This window comes from Colwellia sp. Bg11-12, assembly GCF_014076955.1.
In the GTDB taxonomy this organism is placed as follows: domain Bacteria; phylum Pseudomonadota; class Gammaproteobacteria; order Enterobacterales; family Alteromonadaceae; genus Colwellia_A.
Genome location: NZ_JACGUZ010000071.1, coordinates 24,594 through 42,957, shown reverse-complemented (window position 1 = coordinate 42,957; position 18,364 = coordinate 24,594). Strand labels below are relative to the sequence as shown.

General features: G+C 38.0%; 15 protein-coding genes. 6 read left to right on the top strand and 9 right to left on the bottom strand.

The annotated features are described in order from the left end of the window. Positions 1–274: 274 nt before the first annotated feature. The 6 genes from alr to rpmE form a co-directional block, all read right to left on the bottom strand. Positions 275–1,441: an alanine racemase gene (gene alr, locus H4J39_RS09050; RefSeq protein ID WP_182227561.1), complete on the bottom strand. Its 1,167-nt coding sequence runs from the start codon at positions 1,439–1,441 to the stop codon at positions 275–277. Continuing rightward, positions 1,441–2,859 (bottom strand): replicative DNA helicase, encoded by a 1,419-nt coding sequence (gene dnaB / locus H4J39_RS09045; RefSeq protein ID WP_182177561.1) that lies wholly within the window; start codon positions 2,857–2,859, stop codon positions 1,441–1,443. The genes alr and dnaB overlap by 1 nt, the downstream gene beginning before the upstream one ends. Before the next feature lie 138 nt (positions 2,860–2,997). Then, on the bottom strand, positions 2,998–3,945 hold the full coding sequence (locus H4J39_RS09040) for a DUF4097 family beta strand repeat-containing protein (RefSeq protein WP_182227559.1): 948 nt from the start codon (positions 3,943–3,945) through the stop codon (positions 2,998–3,000). A 24-nt stretch (positions 3,946–3,969) separates the two neighbouring features. Then, entirely contained in the window at positions 3,970–4,506 is a 537-nt protein-coding gene (locus H4J39_RS09035) for a hypothetical protein (RefSeq protein WP_182227557.1), read from the bottom strand. Continuing rightward, on the bottom strand, positions 4,503–5,069 hold the full coding sequence (locus H4J39_RS09030) for a sigma-70 family RNA polymerase sigma factor (protein WP_182228410.1): 567 nt from the start codon (positions 5,067–5,069) through the stop codon (positions 4,503–4,505). The genes H4J39_RS09035 and H4J39_RS09030 overlap by 4 nt, the downstream gene beginning before the upstream one ends. Positions 5,070–5,279: 210 nt before the next feature. Next, positions 5,280–5,492 (bottom strand): 50S ribosomal protein L31, encoded by a 213-nt coding sequence (gene rpmE / locus H4J39_RS09025; protein WP_070374999.1) that lies wholly within the window; start codon positions 5,490–5,492, stop codon positions 5,280–5,282. A gap of 255 nt (positions 5,493–5,747) precedes the next feature. On the opposite strand from rpmE, the gene priA reads away from it, so the two are divergent. The 5 genes from priA (at position 5,748) to H4J39_RS09000 (ending at position 11,262) form a co-directional block, all read left to right on the top strand. Further along, complete coding sequence (gene priA / locus H4J39_RS09020; protein WP_182227555.1) at positions 5,748–7,964, top strand: primosomal protein N'; 2,217 nt, start codon at positions 5,748–5,750, stop codon at positions 7,962–7,964. Between the two features lie 158 nt (positions 7,965–8,122). Continuing rightward, positions 8,123–8,677, top strand: coding sequence for an SPOR domain-containing protein (locus tag H4J39_RS09015; RefSeq protein WP_182227553.1), 555 nt, complete (start codon positions 8,123–8,125; stop codon positions 8,675–8,677). A gap of 133 nt (positions 8,678–8,810) precedes the next feature. After that, complete coding sequence (hslV, locus tag H4J39_RS09010) at positions 8,811–9,329, top strand: ATP-dependent protease subunit HslV (RefSeq protein ID WP_182177571.1); 519 nt, start codon at positions 8,811–8,813, stop codon at positions 9,327–9,329. 55 nt (positions 9,330–9,384) lie between these two features. Beyond that, a complete protein-coding gene (hslU, locus tag H4J39_RS09005; protein WP_182227551.1) occupies positions 9,385–10,713 on the top strand; it encodes an ATP-dependent protease ATPase subunit HslU in 1,329 nt (442 codons plus the stop codon). Between the two features lie 183 nt (positions 10,714–10,896). After that, on the top strand, positions 10,897–11,262 hold the full coding sequence (locus H4J39_RS09000) for a gamma-butyrobetaine hydroxylase-like domain-containing protein (RefSeq protein ID WP_182227549.1): 366 nt from the start codon (positions 10,897–10,899) through the stop codon (positions 11,260–11,262). A gap of 135 nt (positions 11,263–11,397) precedes the next feature. On the opposite strand, the gene H4J39_RS08995 is transcribed toward H4J39_RS09000, so the two are convergent. Together H4J39_RS08995 and H4J39_RS08990 are read right to left on the bottom strand one after the other, a co-directional pair. Next, positions 11,398–13,257, bottom strand: coding sequence for a methyl-accepting chemotaxis protein (locus H4J39_RS08995; protein ID WP_182227547.1), 1,860 nt, complete (start codon positions 13,255–13,257; stop codon positions 11,398–11,400). Between the two features lie 102 nt (positions 13,258–13,359). Further along, on the bottom strand, positions 13,360–15,363 hold the full coding sequence (locus H4J39_RS08990; RefSeq protein ID WP_182227545.1) for a bifunctional diguanylate cyclase/phosphodiesterase: 2,004 nt from the start codon (positions 15,361–15,363) through the stop codon (positions 13,360–13,362). 185 nt (positions 15,364–15,548) lie between these two features. Here H4J39_RS08990 and rraA point away from each other — a divergent pair, with 185 nt between their 5' ends. Further along, on the top strand, positions 15,549–16,034 hold the full coding sequence (gene rraA, locus H4J39_RS08985) for a ribonuclease E activity regulator RraA (protein WP_182227543.1): 486 nt from the start codon (positions 15,549–15,551) through the stop codon (positions 16,032–16,034). A 53-nt stretch (positions 16,035–16,087) separates the two neighbouring features. Here the strand turns inward: rraA and H4J39_RS08980 are convergent, their stop codons facing one another. Further along, positions 16,088–18,187, bottom strand: a complete 2,100-nt coding sequence (locus H4J39_RS08980) for a GGDEF domain-containing phosphodiesterase (RefSeq protein ID WP_182227541.1) — start codon at positions 18,185–18,187, stop codon at positions 16,088–16,090. Between the last annotated feature and the right edge of the window lie 177 nt (positions 18,188–18,364).

Below are 18,364 nucleotides of genomic sequence, written 5' to 3'. Positions count from 1 at the left end.
TGATTTAAAGACCCAAACCTCGTTTAGTCATAAACGAGGTTTTTTATTTTTATACGCTATAACACTATTTAGTCGTCTGATTTTACAAATGATAGCGCAAATATGGGCATTGCTGTATTACCTAATGGGTTGGTTGCCAGCATGGCTGTTTAATCGTTAGTCGACGTTAAAGCACTAACAAAACAAGAAATAACAAAAACACTCTATCTTCATTGCGACAGCAATAATATCGAAAAAAATGACTAAGCACTATTACCAGGTATAAGAAATGCCTTTACTGCACTGACAAGGTAATGTGTACTCGGCGAGTAATATTACATAAAAGCTCATAAGGAATTGTCGTCGCACATTGAGCTATTTCAGCAACCGATAATTGTTCTCCCCATAACGTCACCACATCGCCTACTTGCTCTTGTGAATTAATCCCTAAATCAACTGTTATCATGTCCATTGATACACGACCTACCAAGGGCACCCTGCGTCCATTCACTAGCACAGGGGTACCATTTTGGGCATGACGCGGATAACCGTCGCCATAGCCAATAGCAACAACACCAATAATGGTTTTTTCTTCACTTTTCCATGCATAGCCATAGCCAACAGACTCTCCTGCAGCTAATTCTCGTATAGCAATCAAGCTTGATTTCAATGTCATGACGGGTTGAAAATCACAGTTTTTATTTTTATTAATCAATGTCCTTGTTGAGATCCCCTCTGCTGTATCTTCAAGTGGCAAAGGAGAAACGCCATAAAGCAATAATCCTGGGCGGATCCATTGATAGTGACTCATTGGCCATGCACAAATACCCGCAGAATTTGCCAATGTTCGCTCTTCATCACAGCCCATTGTTACCTTTTCAAAGAGTGATATTTGCTCACTCGTCGCTTTACTGCTTTTATCATCTGCACAACCTAAATGACTCATCAGTACCATATTGTCTTGGACATTTTCAGAGTCTGATAATTGCTGATAAAAGTGCGTAAATTCTTCAGGGTTAATACCTAATCGATGCATACCCGTGTCGATTTTTAACCAGACTTTTAAAGGCGATAAAAGTTTAGCCGATAAAAGGGCATCAAGTTGTTGACGGTTATGAATAATCGTTTGTAAATTATTTGCCGCAAGTATCGTTAAGTCTTTTGCATTAAAGAACCCTTCTAGCAACACAATCGGTTGGGTGATACCAGAAGCTCGAAGTGCCAGCGCTTCATCAATTCTTGCAACCGCAATAGCGTCAGCAGTTATCGAAGAGTCACCATACTCATCTATTGTACCTTGCTCAGAAAATAATGCGTGAGCAATACGTTCTAAGCCATGGCCATAAGCATTTGCTTTTAGCACCGCCAGCACTTTTGATCTCGGTGCTAGCGACTTAAGTTGCGCTAAATTATATTTTAGCGCTGATAAATTAATGATTGCTGTCGCTGTTGTTAACGCCATTAATCTTCATCTAAAACATGTGGACCCGCATAATTGTCAAAGCGTGAAAATTGCCCTTGGAAAGTCAACGGCACACGACCAATCGGGCCATTACGTTGTTTACCAATGATTATTTCTGCCATACCTTTGAATTCTGAATCATCATGATAAACTTCGTCACGATAGATAAACATGATCAAATCAGCATCTTGCTCAATAGAGCCCGACTCACGAAGATCCGAGTTAATAGGACGTTTATCTGAACGTTGCTCCAAACTACGGTTAAGCTGAGAAAGCGCAACAACCGGCACTTGTAATTCTTTTGCTAATGCTTTTAATGACCGTGATATTTCAGCTATTTCTAGTGTTCGGTTATCAGCAAACTGTGGTGCACGCATCAACTGTAGATAATCGATCATGATCATACTTATACCACCGTGATCACGAGCAATTCGTCGCGCTCTAGAGCGAACGTCGGTAGGCGTTAAACCAGCGGCGTCATCAATGAACATTTTACCTTTATCAATAAGTAAACCCATCGTTGATGATAAACGCGCCCAATCTTCATCACCTAATTGTCCCGTACGAATTTTGGTTTGATCGATACGGCCTAAAGAGGCAAGCATTCTCATCATCAATTGCTCTGCGGGCATTTCTAAGCTGAAAATCAATGCAGGTTTATCTTCAGTCATCGCCGCATTTTCTGCAATGTTCATTGCAAATGTGGTTTTACCCATTGAAGGACGTGCGGCAACAATAATGAGGTCTGATTTTTGGAAACCAGCCGTCATTTTATCTAAATCAGAAAAACCACTAGAAACACCGGTAACACCATTATTAGGCGCTGAACAAAGCTGCTCAATACGGTCAACCGTTTTTTCTAATACCGAGGTAATGTTTTCTGGTCCTTCTGATTTATTAGCGCGCTGCTCGGCAATAGCGAATATTTTAGTTTCAGCAAAATCAAGAAGTTCAGCACTCGCACGTCCTTGAGGATCATAACCCGCTTCAGCAATTTCATTCGCTACGCTGATCATTTCACGCGTAACAGCACGCTCTCGCACAATATCGGCATAGGCGGTAATGTTAGCAGCACTGGGCGTATTCCTCATCATTTCTGCGAGGTAAGCAAAACCACCAGCGTCTTCGAGTCGTTGCTCGTTTTCTAACGCTTCAGATAAGGTAATTAAATCAACAGGGTTGCCTAATTCAATTAACGCAGCAATGGTTTCAAAAGTAATACGATGCGAACGACTGTAAAAATCTTGGGCAACAACACGTTCACCGACACGGTCCCAAGTCTCGTTATCAAGCAGTAAACCACCCAGTACAGATTGTTCAGCCTCAAGCGAATGAGGTGGAACTTTTAAAGCATTCATCTGGCTATCTTGAGAATACTTCTTATCTTTAAAAAATTTATTTGGCTTGCGCTCTGCCATTTATATACCCTAAAACACTATCGCAAATGCGAGATTAAAACTTTTCGTAGGTTAGCAGAATTTCCCTTGAAACAGAATAAAAAAACGAGCTAGGATCCCCCCTAACTCGTTCTATTTTAAATGCCTTAGCAATAAAGATTAATGGCTAACACTAATCGCACCACTTACTGTACTTGCACGTACATTGGCATTAGCACTACCGGTTTCAAATTGTAACTTTGAACTTGGGCCATACTTAGCTTTATTGGCTTTTTGACCGGTAATTTTATTAATAATATCACCGCCAGCGCTTGCAGATAAACGAAAGCTTGCTTGCACATTTTTCTGGAGTTTTAAGGCTAAGTCACCACTAATACTTGACATTTTCACCTCCCCCCCATCGTTTAACGATAAGCTTCCTGAAAAATCACCACTGACATTTGAAACCGTTAGTTCGTCAACCTCGTTCAGTGAGATTTGAATATCGCCACTGACATTCTCGATCTCAACTTCTTTTGCTGTCGATTGTGAATCAATTTCGCCACTGATCACACGCAAACTCAAGCGTCCGCTAGATTGACGATCTTTAATATTGCCACTAACCGTAGATAAACTCACTTTACCAGATAATTTTTTGCTGTCGATATCGCCACTCACTGAAATTAATTCAATGCGTTCGCTTAAATTAATTGCGTTAACGTTACCACTGACTGTTTTTCCTTCTGCACTGGCGTGTAAATTTTCAAAGCTAATATCACTCGAAATACCATCAAAGCTGACACGAATGTTTTTTGGCATGTGTATCGTTAATATCGAACCTTTATGATTACCCCAAAAGTTATTGTTATGCTTTTCAAGCTCAACTTTAATTTTTACACTTGAGCCTTGTTGCTTAAACAGCAGACCTTCTGCTTTATCTTCCAACTCTCCTTTAACCGTAATGGTATTTTTGTCCCAACCAATAACGGTGATCTTGCCGCGCAAATTTTCGATATTAACACTACTCACATCACTTAACGTTAATGACTTATCTATCTGCTCACCAGCAAAACTTGAACAAGCCACAGAAAATAACATCATGGGAATAACTTTTTGTAAAATACTCATAACTACCTCTATATATTACTATTTTTAAATACTTTGCCATTTAGGACTATACAATTGGCTTAATAAATCGAGTTCTTGTTCTTGTGTCCAGCGTAATAAATTCAATAAATCATTATTGCTAGGGTCTTCAATTAACGCTTTTTCAATGGTTGTTTGGGCGGAGCTGAGCTTACTTAACTCCTCTTGAATTTCTTTAGGTAATGCTGATATCTTAGGCTGACCAAAACTCACCAACATGGTTTGCTTTGTTTGCTTGAAGCTTTCTTGCATTGCCACAACTAAGCCCAACGGTGAATCGTTTTGCTGAACAATGTTTACTGGCTGATCTGAAGTTAGCGGTGAAAAAGAGACCCAAGTAACGAATACAGCGACCACTAACGATGCTGCCCATGCTGTGGGGATATAAACTTTTTTTACCGGTGACTCAGTCGACAATTTATCTTGTTCTCTAACAGCAATAGCACGCTCAATACCTGCCCATAAATCACGCTGTGGTGTCATTTCATCAGGTAATGCCGCTAATTCTTTTTGCAAATCTTGCTCTGACAATAATTTTTTCATCTCTCAACCCACTCTCTTAATAAACCTCTTGCTCTATGATATTGCGCCTTACTTGTGCCAACGGCCATATTCAACATTTTTGCAATTTCTTCATGGCGGTAACCTTCAATAGCAAATAATACAAAAACTAATCTTGCCCTTTCAGGTAATCGGGCTATCTGCTTATCTAATGTGGTTAAGCCAGTGTTGTCTTCCATTTCTACACCAATATCTTGGATGGTTTGATCTTCAATACTGAAGATACGTTGCAACCAATTTTTATGCTTACGTAAATGCCCTAGAACAATATTGTTGGTGACACTGTGCAACCAAGTTGAAAACTTACTTTCACCACGAAAATTCGTAATTTTTTGCCAGAGCTGCACAAAAACCTCTTGGCAAACATCCTCTGCACTCTCTTTATCAGCAAGCATACGCCAGCAAATGGCATAAACTTTACGGTGATATTTTTGGTAAAGCTGATAAAAAGCTTGTTGGTCACCTTGCTGCGCTAGACGGATCGTTGCTCGTTCTTCATCAAGTTCTGGTGAAGTAACGCTTGGCTGTTCAGCACGACTTTTAATGTCTATAACGTTCGGATTATCCAAAGGTTAACTCTCAATAATGATGTTGTTATAAACTAAGATACAGTATTTAAGAAAAGGGTTTAAAGAAAAGAGAAAAAATTTATCTTTTTTAATGACGGAAGAATCAATAAGTCTTTTAAATCGATTTTTAGACATAAAAAAAGCGCCTTGCGACGCTTTTTTACACATTTTGATTTTAGCGCAAAATTACTTGCTGCTAAGAGCACCAAAACGTTTGTTGAATTTATCAACACGACCACCGGTCTCAGCAGCTTTCTGCTTACCAGTGTAAAATGGGTGACAAGCTGAACATACGTCTAAGTGAATATCTTTTTTCGCTGTAGAACGCGTTACAATGATGTTACCGCAAGAACATGTTGCTTTGAACTCAACGTAATTAGGATGAATACCGTCTTTCATAGAAACCTCTGTATAAGGCCGTATCGCCACTTAGTCAGTCATTATTGCTGCTAAGCACCATACGAGTTAAAAATAATGGAGGCGAATTTTAAATCATCGCCACATGCTTAGCAATAGCCTAAGGACACTAATTGCTAAAAAATGAACAATTAATCAATAACGGGGATTAAAGTGGAACTTTGTATAAAATCGCACTTGGCATCTTAACAACAAGTCGGCAGAATAAGCGTAATTATAGTCAAAGAAGTGCTCTTTATGCAGGTTAGTTATATTCAAGTCGCTATTCCTGTTCCCATGCGTCAGTTATTTACTTATATCGTTCCTGCAAGCATCAATGGTGAAGATATTCAAACAGGTGCGCGTGTAATCGTGCCTTTTAGTCACCGACAAGTCATTGGTATCATCATAAGTACCAGCGCGACATCTAATATTGAAGACAAGAAACTTAAATCCATCATTAATTTAGTGAATGACAATTTTCGCCTTCCCCCTGCATTATTAAAATTTTTATTGCGCTGTGCCGATTATTATCATCATCCTGTTGGCGACGTATTACAACTTGCTCTGCCGGCTTTACTTCGACAAGTTGAACAACCAACTATTGATTTAGCCACTACATGGCATAGCCAGCCATTTGAACGGGTAAACGAAGAAACGGTTACGCTTGAGAAAATGACCAAACGAGCCCCAAAACAAGCTGAACTGTATGCTTTAATCAAAGCTCATCAGGGACTCACTTGGGCAGAAATTCGTACCTTAGGCTTTACAAAAGCGCAATTGAATACCCTTGAAAAGAAACAGCTCATTGAAGAAAAAGAACAAAAATCTGAATGCTTTGTTTATCACGAGGATGCTTTAGCCGAAGATGAAAAATTAACATTAACCGTTGAACAAGCGGTTATTGTTTCAGCGGTGAAAGCATCTTTTGATCAATTCTCTTGTCATCTGGTTGATGGCATAACAGGTAGTGGTAAAACTGAAGTTTATTTACAAGCTATGGAAAAAACCTTAGCGGCAAATAAACAAGTACTTGTACTCGTGCCTGAAATTGGCTTAACACCACAAATGCTCAGCCGCTTTGAACAGCGCTTTAATTTACCTATTTGTTTACACCATTCTGGACTAAATGATAAAGAACGCTTACAAACCTGGCTCGCCGCACAACGGGGTACTGCAGCAATAATCATTGGTACTCGTTCAGCGGTTTTCTCTCCGCTACATCACTTAGGCTTAATTATTGTCGATGAAGAGCACGATGGTTCTTTTAAACAACAAGACAGCTTTCGTTATCATGCACGCGATATTGCTATTTTACGAGCGGGTCAGTTAAATATTCCTATTGTGCTAGGTAGTGCCACCCCCAGTTTAGAGACATTACAAAATGCGTTATCCGGTAAATACCAATATCATCAATTAACCAAAAGACCGGGCCAAAGTACGCAATCTAAAATAACGCTTATTAATGTTGCTCAACAGCAAATGGAACATGGCTTATCAGGCACCTTGAAAAAAGCGATTGAAACAACCCTTAAGCGTGGTGAACAAGCATTAATATTTCTAAATCGTCGAGGCTATGCTCCTGCCATAAATTGCCAAGAATGTCATTGGATAGCAGATTGTCAGCGCTGTAATAAGCCTTATACATTGCACCAAGGGCAAAAATTACTCATTTGTCATCACTGTAGTAGCCAAAAACGTATCCCTTATCAGTGTCCAAGTTGCGGAAGTGTGCGTATTAAACCCATGGGACAAGGTACAGAGCAATTAGAAGAGCGAATCGGTGAACTATTCGAGAACTACAGTACGGTAAGAATTGATCGCGACAGTACCCGTAGAAAAGGAGAGCTGGCAAAGTTATTACAAGAGGTCAGTGATAAAAAACATCAGTTACTTATTGGCACGCAAATGCTAGCAAAAGGACATCATTTTCCAGATGTAACGCTCGTTGCGGTTTTAGACGTTGATGGCGCTTTATTTAGCTTTGATTTTCGTGCTGCTGAGCACATGGCACAATTGTTAGTACAAGTTGCTGGCCGTGCAGGCCGCGAGAGTAAACCAGGCCGGGTATTGGTACAAACCAACTTCCCAGAACATCCACTGTTACAAGATCTAGTGAATAACGGTTATCCGCATTTTGCCAAATATGCATTAACAGAGCGCAAACAAGCATTATTACCGCCGTTTAGCTATCAAGCCCTTTTTCGCGCTGAAGCTAATTACCCCTCTTATCCTGAAAAATTTCTGAGCGCATTAACGGATGCTACTTTTGATGGTTGTCAGTTTGCAGGCCCAGTGCCTGCTGCAATGGAAAAAAAAGCAGGAAAGTATCGCTACCATTTAATTATACAAGCTAAGTCACGTAAACAGCTTCACTTTGCCGTTTATCAGCTCATTCATACTATTGCTCAAAATGAATGGCAGAAAAAAGTGCGCTGGACAGTAGATATTGATCCACTTGATTTGAGCTGGTAATTACCTGCTGCTCCCGTTCACCATCGAGATAGCTAAGTAGCGTACTTTGAATCGCATGGCGGGATATTGCACTCTGTTACAATTTTCTATTTAAACTAGTGTTATTTCTTTACCAGTTGGTTAGAATTAGCCGATGTTTACCAGTATATTATTATTTCATGGCTCATCAAGATTACGTTTCCCGCGCTCAAAATAAAAAGAAAAGTCCTTATAAAAGTAAAGTGGCTCCTAAACCAACGTTCACTGTGAAATTTAAACTTATCTTGTTTCTCGCTATTTTATTAATTGGTGGCTTTAGCTACGGTTTATGGGCGATAAAAGATAATAAACCATCAACCTCCCCTGTAAAAGTAGTCAAAGAAGCTGCACGCGTTGTCAAAGAAAAAGCATTACCTGCGCCACCTAAAGAGATATGGGCTTATGTGGATAACCTCCAAAGTAAAGAAGTTGAAGTGGGTAAATATGAAGTTAAAGACAAAGGTCCCTATAAAATGCAATGTGCTTCATTTAGAACAATGAAACAAGCAGAGATATTAAAGGCGACGATTGCCTTTACCGGCTTAACGTCTCAAATAAGTGAGTCAAAAGGCAAAAACGGTATTTATTACAAAGTATTCTTAGGCCCTTATGAGCGAAAACGCGAAGCAGAAAAAGATAAACATAAGTTAAAAAGCAATAATGTGAATGGTTGTCAAATATGGCTTTGGAAATAAAACTAAACAGATTAATGAGCTATAAATTAGTTCGATTGACATAATAGCCACATTTATCTAGCTCCCTCCTTGAAAAAGTCATAATGAGCCTTATCTATTCTTCATAGATATAAATAAATATTTGAGGTTAATTGTGACGACTATTGTATGCGTAAGACGTAATGGCAAAGTAGCTATTGGTGGTGATGGACAAGTTTCACTTGGAAATACCGTAATGAAAGGCAACGCTCGTAAAGTTCGCCGTTTGTATAATGGTAAAGTACTTGCTGGTTTTGCTGGCGGCACTGCTGATGCTTTTACTTTGTTTGAGCGATTTGAGAGTAAACTTGAGCAGCATCAAGGACACTTAACTAAAGCCGCGGTGGAACTCGCTAAAGATTGGCGAAGTGATCGCGCATTGCGAAAATTAGAAGCCTTACTTGCTGTTGCCGACGAAACAGCTTCATTAATTATCACGGGTAATGGTGATGTTGTACAACCAGAGCACGACTTAATTGCTATTGGTAGTGGTGGCAATTTTGCTCAATCGGCAGCGACAGCGTTATTACAAAACACCGAACTAAGCGCTAAAGAAATTGTTGAGAAATCATTAACAATCGCTGGTGACATTTGTGTATTCACCAATCATCAGCATACGATTGACGAGCTATAAGGCTCCCTCTCGCCAAGTAAAATATAAAACAAGTAACAATGCTTAAGGAATTATCATGTCGAATATGACACCTCGTGAAATAGTCAGTGAATTAGACAGCCACATTATTGGTCAAAGTGACGCCAAACGTGCTGTTGCCATCGCCTTAAGAAATCGCTGGCGCAGAATGCAGTTAAATGAAGAATTACGTAATGAAGTTACCCCTAAAAACATTTTGATGATTGGCCCAACAGGTGTTGGTAAAACAGAAATCGCTCGTCGTTTAGCTAAGCTTGCCAACGCTCCTTTCATTAAAGTTGAAGCAACTAAATTTACCGAAGTAGGTTATGTGGGTAAAGAAGTTGAAACGATTATTCGCGATTTAGCGGATATGGCAATAAAGATGACCAAAGAGCAGGAAATGACTCGCGTAAAACATATCGCGGAAGAAGCTGCTGAAGAACGAATTTTAGATATATTACTGCCACCACCACGTGACGGATTTGGAGCGGAAGGTGCTACCGACAATAGTAGCACTCGCCAAGCTTTTCGTAAGAAGTTTCGTGAAGGTCAACTGGACGACAAAGAAATAGAATTAGATTTAGCCGCCAGCCAAATGGGCGTTGAAATTATGGCTCCTCCTGGCATGGAAGAAATGACTTCACAGCTGCAGAACATGTTTCAGGGTATGTCTAATGAAAAAACAAGTAAGCGTAAATTAAAAATTAAAGATGCTTTCAAAGCTTTGCAAGAAGAAGAAGCCGCAAAAATTGTTAACAATGAAGATATTAAAGAAAAAGCTATTTATTCTGTAGAACAAAATGGCATCGTTTTTATCGATGAAATTGACAAAATTTGTAAACGTGGCGATAGCACAGGTCCCGATGTTTCTCGCGAAGGTGTGCAACGAGATTTATTGCCACTTATTGAAGGCTCAACGGTAAGCACTAAGCATGGCATGATTAAAACTGATCATATTTTATTTATTGCTTCTGGCGCCTTTCAAATGGCAAAACCATCTGATTTAATTCCTGAATTGCAAGGTCGATTACCGATTCGTGTTGAACTGAAACCGTTAACAACCCATGATTTTGTTAGAATTTTAACCGAGCCCAGCGCATCATTAACCGAACAATATATCGCTTTATTGGCAACAGAAGGCGTGCACGTTTCATTTAATGAAGAGGGTATTCAAGCTATCGCAAGTGCAGCATGGCAAGTCAATGAAAGTACTGAAAACATCGGTGCTAGGCGCTTACATACTATGATGGAACGTTTGATTGAAGACTTATCATTTAATGCTGATAAACGCGCTGGCGAAACAATTATTATTGATGCGAAATATGTAGAATCTACTATTTCTGAACTTGTTAAAAATGAAGATTTAAGCCGTTTTATCCTATAGAAAATAAAGAGTTGGCTATATCTAAACGTATCTAAAATGAAGATTTAAGTCGTTTCATGCTATAGAAAACAAAGAGTAGGAGGTTACCTTCCTACTCTTATGCCCTACCAAACAAAATCTATGCTTGAAAGTACTTTAAAGGGTACTAGCATATAATCAAACCCATTATTAACGAGGGAATTAATGAATATTATTCAGTTTACGCTTAGTCGCCAGCAAAAAAAACTAACCCTTAATTTCGATAGCAATCATCATCTTAGTCTTGATTTTGAATACCTAAGAGTCTTCTCTCCAGGCGAAGCTAAACCTAAAAGTGGTGCTAAAACACCAGAAGTTTTTCATAAAAAAGAGGTACAATTAACACGTATTGAACCACTGGGTAAGTATGGCCATCGCTTAGTATTTGATGATAAACACAGTGCCATTTTTACTGATCAAACATTCAAGACATTGTTCGAAAATTATAACGTTAACTGGCAAGGCTATTGTGAAAGTTTAACCGGTAACCAAAATAGAGAAACATCGATTAGCTTTGTCGAAGTGAAGTAAACTGTTTATACCTGTTAACAATCGTATGCTCTTTTCGTGGGCATTATTAATTGTAACAGATATAAATAGATAACTTTTTAGGAGCATTTTCTCTCGAAAATACAACTAACTGTATATTCAAAAGAAAATTATAGTTTAAACTTTAAACTGACTCACCTCTTTGTTTAACACTGCCGCTTGCTGAGATAACTCTTCACTCATTTGTGCATTTTGATTAGATATTTGACCCGCTTGCTCAGCAACATCTCTTATTTCAACAACATGTTTATTAACTTCCGAGGCAACGGTACTTTGCTCTTGAATGGCAGAAGCAATAGCGGTATTCATTTCCATTATTGTTGAAACATCTTGTGTTATTTCTTCTAACATTTTACCGGCTGAACTTGCTTGGTCAGCACTATCTTTCCCTTGCGTTCGACAAATAGCCATATGTGAAACAATTTCTTTCGTTCGTCCTTGTAACGAACTAATGATTGTTTCAATTTCTTGAGTAGAATCTTGTGTACGGCTTGCTAATGTTCTAACTTCGTCCGCAACGACAGCAAAGCCTCGCCCTTGCTCACCCGCTCTTGCCGCTTCAATAGCCGCATTTAACGCGAGTAAGTTTGTTTGCTCAGCTATCCCGCGAATAACATCTAATACAGAGCCGATAGTGTCGCTATCTTTAGCTAGCTCATGAACTATGTTTTCTGATTCTCTTAATTTTTCAGAAAGCTCATCAATTTTTGCGATTGTTTGTGTTACACCTTCTTTACCACTAATCGCATTGTTATTGGTCGCTTCAGCTTTACTCGCTGCAGCATTAGTATTATTAGCAATTTCGTCAACTGTAGCCACCATTTCAGTCACCGCTGTTGCAACCATATCGGTTTGTTGAATTTGTGAGTCGACACCAGAATTAGCAAGATGAATATTTTTTGATAAACTATCAGTTGCCTCGTGCACTGTATCAACAGACAGATTCACTGCGGTGATTAAGTTTCTAAACTTACCGAGCATATCATTAAAGCTATTCGCCATTTCTCCGACTTCATCATTGCTATTTGTTGACACGCTCAGCGATAAATCTTGAGTATCTGAAACTCGCTTCATTGTCTCGTTTAGCTGATTTATACCAGATAGAATGCTACGACTAACAAATATAGCAAAACCGATCGCAATAATTAAAACCACAAAAAAGACACTATAAGCGACTAAATCAACAAACTTGGTGTGTGCTACAACTTCATTTTTACTCAATGTTACAAGTTTATCTAAAATATCATCAACTTGATGAACAGCCTTGCGCATATCACCTTTAACACCTTCCTTAGCAGTAAAACCAAGTCGTTTTTGACCCGCAACAAAATCTTTAAAAGCTTGTTGATACAAGGATAGGTTTTCTATTATTTGTACTTTTACATCCGCTGATAACTCACTTGAGTTAATATCTTCGACAAAAGTATCTGCCGCATTATTCCAGCGATCGACATATTTTTCATCAAGGCGCAACATAAAGTCTTTTTCGTTGCGTCTTAATTGCAGCATGTTACTCAGCAATTTATAATCATTAGTACCGATTGAATCTTCAACAACATGAACAGAAGATCTTAACAGCCCGTACAATCCGTCTTTTGGGGATAATCCTATTTCTTTTTGTGCGTCAACTAGCGTGGTAAAAAGCTCTTGATAATCACTGACTACTGAACGCAGCTGTTCTAATTCAGAAAGATCTCTGCCAATACTTTTATAAGCACTATCAAGTACTATTATATCTTTTAAAAGCGCGTTATATTGTTGATTAAATTGTTCAAAATATTTTAGTTCTTTCCTTGCTAAAAAATCCTTTTCATTGCGACGTAGTTGTAGAATGTCAGTTTCGATATTGCCAATTTCTCGAGCAATTTTAATATCACTCCCCAAAGAAGACATTGCAAAGTTAAGTAAGCCCAACATAAACAGCATAGATAAGACCAAAATTCCGGTGTTAGCAATAAGTTTGTGCTTTATTAGCATAAAGGAGTTCCTAGAAAAATTAATGAATAATTTTTAGTATAGCTAGGTTAGATAAATTAGTAATAATTTATCTAACCTTTTTCTGAATAAATTTATAAGGTGTTATGAGCGAGAAAAATATTTTTTCAATTCATTTTCAGGTATAGGTTTACTGATATAATATCCTTGTACAGCATCACAACCAATGTTACGTAATAAACGTAATTGTTCTTCAGTTTCAACACCTTCAGCTAAAACACGCTTACCTAGCCCGTGAGAAAGCTCGACCATCGACTTAACAATGGTTAAGTCTGAATCATTACTCGCCACTTCTTCAATAAAACTTCTATCAATTTTAATTTTGTCTATAGGTAATTTACGCAAATAGGCCAGCGAAGAATACCCAGTACCAAAGTCATCAATTGAAACGTTGATCCCCATATTTTGCAAAATAAAAATGGTATTCATCGCTGTTGCTATTTCTGTCATAACGACATTTTCTGTTATCTCTAAATCTAAACATCGAGGAGTAATTTGATACTTAAATAGCAGTGCTTGAATATTTTCAATCAATTGGGGATCTTGAAACTCCACCGCGGTAATATTAACCGCAATAGTCACTCGACGATGATACGTTTTTTGCAAACGTGCTATCGATTGACATGCACGCTCAAGCACATAACTGTCGAGATCGCTTAGCATGTTAAGAGATTCTATATCAGGCAAGAAACTTCCTGGTTGTAACAATCCTCGCTCTGGATGTTGCCACCGTACAAGCGCCTCGAAACCTTCTATTCTATTATTTAACAAGTTCAATTGAGGCTGGAAATATAAAACAAATTCATCTTTTTCCAATCCGTCACGAATTTCTTTTTCCATCGCCAGCAATCTTCGACCATGTGATTGCATACCCGATTTATATTTAACCGTTGCTATATTTTGGCTTTCGGCTTGCGCTAATGCTAGATTTGCTTTTTGTAATAAGTCTTCTGCTAATTGGGCATCCTGAGGATATAGGCAGTAGCCTACTGAACATTGTAATAACACTTTATGTTGTTTGATAAAATACGGGCGATTTATTAACCCATGTAAATGTTCTATTGCAGCACTTTGCTGTTGTTGATCTACATTATTAGTAACAAAAACAAAAGAGTCGCCACTTAAACGTCCAATCACTTTTGGCAAAAATATACTTTCATCTAACCGACTGGCTATTTCACCTAAAATTGCATCGCCAACTTTAAGGCCATAAGTATCATTTACAAACTTAAAACGTTTAATATCTAATAAAAAAACCGCTAAATTTTGTTGGTTACTTTCAGTTTCCTCTATAATTAAAGGCAGTTTTTCCATTACTTGCTGTCGATTTAGTGCCCCGGTCAATGAATCGTGCTTACCTAAATACTGCGCCTTATTCATCGCTGAAATAGCAATACTTCTCTCGGCGCCTTGCATCCAAATAAGCATCGAAAAAGCTAAGAGGGTAAAAGCGCCTATATCAAAATAAATGAGCACTTCCGCTAATGGTCGAAACCAATACTCGTTAATCAACATAATAGAAAGAAAGGAAAACAAGACATACCTTAAGCCCATAACAAGACTATAGATGATAAAAATATACGCTGAAAAATATTTTTTTGGGGAATTATAGAGATAAAAACAAGCTAAAAGTAAACTACAGCCCATCAAAAATGCGGGTAAGCTTTCTCGCAAGTAAAAACGGTTGTAAACTTCATTTTCATTAAAGCCATAAAGTAAGGTTGCTGTTATAGCAAGGCAGGTACTCAGTATAAAAGTGGTATACGTAATTTTTTTTGAAACAATTTTTTTCGATACGGCGCTATAAATACCGAGTAAAAGTGCGGCTAAATGAAAGTATAGGCTGAGTTGAATAAAGCACGTAAGAATAGTTTTCTCTAAAGCGACATCACTTACGTCAGTAAGTTGAGCTTCAATAGCCAGCAATAATTGATGAACACTTAATGAGCATAAACTTAGCATCCAGTATTTTACATACCGTCGCCCTAATCCACGATAATACATCAACAGCAGTGTTGCCAGTAATCCAAAGACTATCGCTTCAACAGAAAATAATAAACTGTGGTAAAAGTTTTTTTCACCCATCATGTTATATTCTCTATTAAGTTATGAGAATCTATTAAATATCCTTTTTTAAAGCAATACAAGTCAGTCACTATCATTATTTTCTTTTAAACTGTTATTTTACAACAAAATATATTTTAAAGAACGGTTGTACCTAAAAGACATCAAGCTATACTAAGCTTTCAATCATAGAAATTAAGAGAAAAACCATGGAATACAATACCTCAGAGCTTTGTAATATTTATGCCGACTTAATTGATGTTGTTGATCCTATCTTTTGTAATTTTGGTGGTCGTAGCTCTTTTGGTGGTCAAGTTATTACCATAAAGTGCTTTGAAAATAATGGCTTGATCCAACAAATTTTAGCAACAAATGGCCGTGGAAAAGTGCTGGTTATTGATGGTGGTGGCTCGACCCGCAGAGCACTTATTGATTTTACACTAGCAGAAGCCGCTACTGAGAATGCTTGGGAAGGCATTGTCTGTTATGGCAGTGTACGTGACGTTGATGCTATTGAAGAGCTAGACTTAGGTATTCAAGCCTTAGTGTCTATTCCTGTGGGTGCTAGCGATCAAGATATTGGCGAAAGTGACTTAGCAATTAACTTTGCGGGCGTGACATTTTTACCTGAAGATCACCTTTATGCTGACAATACCGGTATTATTTTATCGCCTGAGCCATTGGATATTGAATAATCGCCCGTTATTACGCTAAATACATCAACCGGAGCCTAATACTTACATTGGGCTCAGTTACTTGATTCACTCTCAGGATATTGTTCTAACCACCGCTTGATCCATATCTCAATTTCATCGAAAACAACTCCTCGACTTAAGTGTCGACCTTGCGCATGTTCTCCTCCCATAGCGATAAACACTTGTTCAACATGACTATTATTAATGGAAGTACCAACAAGTGGTAACTGCATTGCACGTGTTAAGTTAATCAGTGCATTTATAATCGCTTTATCTGAACCGACACTTTCAATACTATTATGACTATCATTTAAGAGATCACAGTTAATTTTTATTTGATAAATACTCAATTTTCTCAAATATCGTAATGACTCATAGCTACCAGAAAAGTCACCTATGGCTACCTTGATATCTAAAGATTTAAGCTGATCAATAATCGCTTTTACCCTTTGGCTAGCAGATAAAATTAACGCTTCTTTAAACTCGACAATTAAATACTTTGTTTCAACATTATACTTTTTTGCCTGTAAAACAATGTAGTCAATCAGGGCTGGCTCTAGGAGCTCTTTACTTACAAGCGAAATGGTTACTGGTTTTTTAAACCCTATTTTTTTCAACTGAATAATAGTCTTACATGCTTCAACAATCATCTGTTGTGTTAACCGATAGATGTCGCCGCTGTGTTCTGCAATATCAACAAACTGATCCAACTTCCAAGGTGTGACACCATCGTGGTACCAATGTACCTCCATTTGAAAGCCCAAGACTTTTCTATTTGCTAAGGCGACTTGGGGTTGCATGTACCAATGTAATTTTTCATTGGCTACATCTTGCTTTAATCGCTCCATACGCTGAAGCTGCTGATCGGTGTAAAGCGTACTATTATGATCAAAATAGCTGATAAGTTGTTGCGTTTGTTCTGAGACGAGCAAAGCGTCTTCGGCAAATGAAATGACCTCACTCAAATTATGGCTATACTGTCCAATGTAAGCCACACCAAAAGCTAACTCAAAATTAAGGGAAAAACTTTTAAAGCTCATCGCACTGGGCACAGCTGCAGTCAACTCTCGGCACAGCTGCTCAACTTTAGTATTGTCAGGGTAATTGTCTGCACTTAAATCGAGCACAACCAAAAAATGCAACCCTTGCAGTCGAGCTATTTTTATTGGCGACTGTGTATCTGAAAAATTAACCAATAAGTTATTTTCAACGACTTTTTTCTGTAAGCAATATGCTAACTGTAATAATAAAATATCAGAATTATGGTGCCCTAAAACAGTATTAACCGCTTGAAAGTTTATGGGTTTAAATACTATAGCAACAAACTGGCTCTTGGATTGTTGCTTAACAATGCAGTCAAGTTGCTCAAGTGCTTGTTGGTAACAGGGTAAATTTGTCGCTGGATCTAATGAATGTAAGGTCGATATTTTATCAGTTGTTTCATCGATGCCAGTAAGTTCTTTGCGAATGGCTTCTACTAAAGACCAACAACCATTAATCAAAGCGGCTAAATAAGAAATAACAATAGCTGACACCAGCCATGTCATATTAATAAGAGCATTTAACCAAGCAAAGATAATGAGCACAAAACCAAGGTGAATCAGCCACTGTATCGCTAACCTTAAGCTACTAGGTTCTTGTACTTTTTTTGATGAAATAACAGCCACACCTGCAGATAGAAGCACTATAACACTGGCAACCAGCCATGCTAAATAGCCATCAATTTTTGGAAGAAACCATAAACAAAAAACAAAAGATATCGCAGTTGCCACGACAATAAAATTGATTAAATAATTAATTTTTCCTGTCGGTGCTGAATATGTACTTCGTAACCAAAAATATAGCACTGAAGAGAAGACCATGGCCGATGAAAGTATCAGTTCACTTTGATGGTTCTTCGCATAAGCTAATGCATAAAGCATCAATAAAACACTGAGAGAAATTAAAATAGGATAACGAAGACGAATATTCTTAAGTGGCTTAACTAAGGCGATAATCAAGATCACAGGAAACGTTAACCCTAGAACAAAGGCAATATTAAATTCAGTAAAAGAAAAGGAGGCGGCTTGGGCAGTACTGGAAAATAAAAATAAACTCAGCGCTGAAAGCAACACTTCAAGTATTGAGAAGCGCCTAAAACTAAAATATTTCATATATAACCTTTAAGTAATGACAAAAATACTTATCACGCACTTCTTTAATTTATAATTTACATCGACTCTAGGGTAATTCGCTATATTAAAGTGCACAGGTATATATACCATGACTAAACAACATAGTGAATTTGTATCCTGTCTTTTATCAATAGACTAACGATGAAACCATAAGCG

Excerpts from the sequence above, each read along its gene's own strand:
- alr (WP_182227561.1), bottom strand. The coding sequence starts at position 1,441 with ATGGCGTTAACAACAGCGACAGCAATCATTAATTTATCAGCGCTAAAA.
- dnaB (WP_182177561.1), bottom strand. The coding sequence starts at position 2,859 with ATGGCAGAGCGCAAGCCAAATAAATTTTTTAAAGATAAGAAGTATTCT.
- H4J39_RS09040 (WP_182227559.1), bottom strand. The coding sequence starts at position 3,945 with ATGAGTATTTTACAAAAAGTTATTCCCATGATGTTATTTTCTGTGGCT.
- H4J39_RS09035 (WP_182227557.1), bottom strand. The coding sequence starts at position 4,506 with ATGAAAAAATTATTGTCAGAGCAAGATTTGCAAAAAGAATTAGCGGCA.
- rpmE (WP_070374999.1), bottom strand. The coding sequence starts at position 5,492 with ATGAAAGACGGTATTCATCCTAATTACGTTGAGTTCAAAGCAACATGT.
- priA (WP_182227555.1), top strand. The coding sequence starts at position 5,748 with ATGCAGGTTAGTTATATTCAAGTCGCTATTCCTGTTCCCATGCGTCAG.
- H4J39_RS09015 (WP_182227553.1), top strand. The coding sequence starts at position 8,123 with ATGGCTCATCAAGATTACGTTTCCCGCGCTCAAAATAAAAAGAAAAGT.
- hslU (WP_182227551.1), top strand. The coding sequence starts at position 9,385 with ATGTCGAATATGACACCTCGTGAAATAGTCAGTGAATTAGACAGCCAC.
- H4J39_RS09000 (WP_182227549.1), top strand. The coding sequence starts at position 10,897 with ATGAATATTATTCAGTTTACGCTTAGTCGCCAGCAAAAAAAACTAACC.
- H4J39_RS08995 (WP_182227547.1), bottom strand. The coding sequence starts at position 13,257 with ATGCTAATAAAGCACAAACTTATTGCTAACACCGGAATTTTGGTCTTA.
- H4J39_RS08990 (WP_182227545.1), bottom strand. The coding sequence starts at position 15,363 with ATGATGGGTGAAAAAAACTTTTACCACAGTTTATTATTTTCTGTTGAA.
- rraA (WP_182227543.1), top strand. The coding sequence starts at position 15,549 with ATGGAATACAATACCTCAGAGCTTTGTAATATTTATGCCGACTTAATT.
- H4J39_RS08980 (WP_182227541.1), bottom strand. The coding sequence starts at position 18,187 with ATGAAATATTTTAGTTTTAGGCGCTTCTCAATACTTGAAGTGTTGCTT.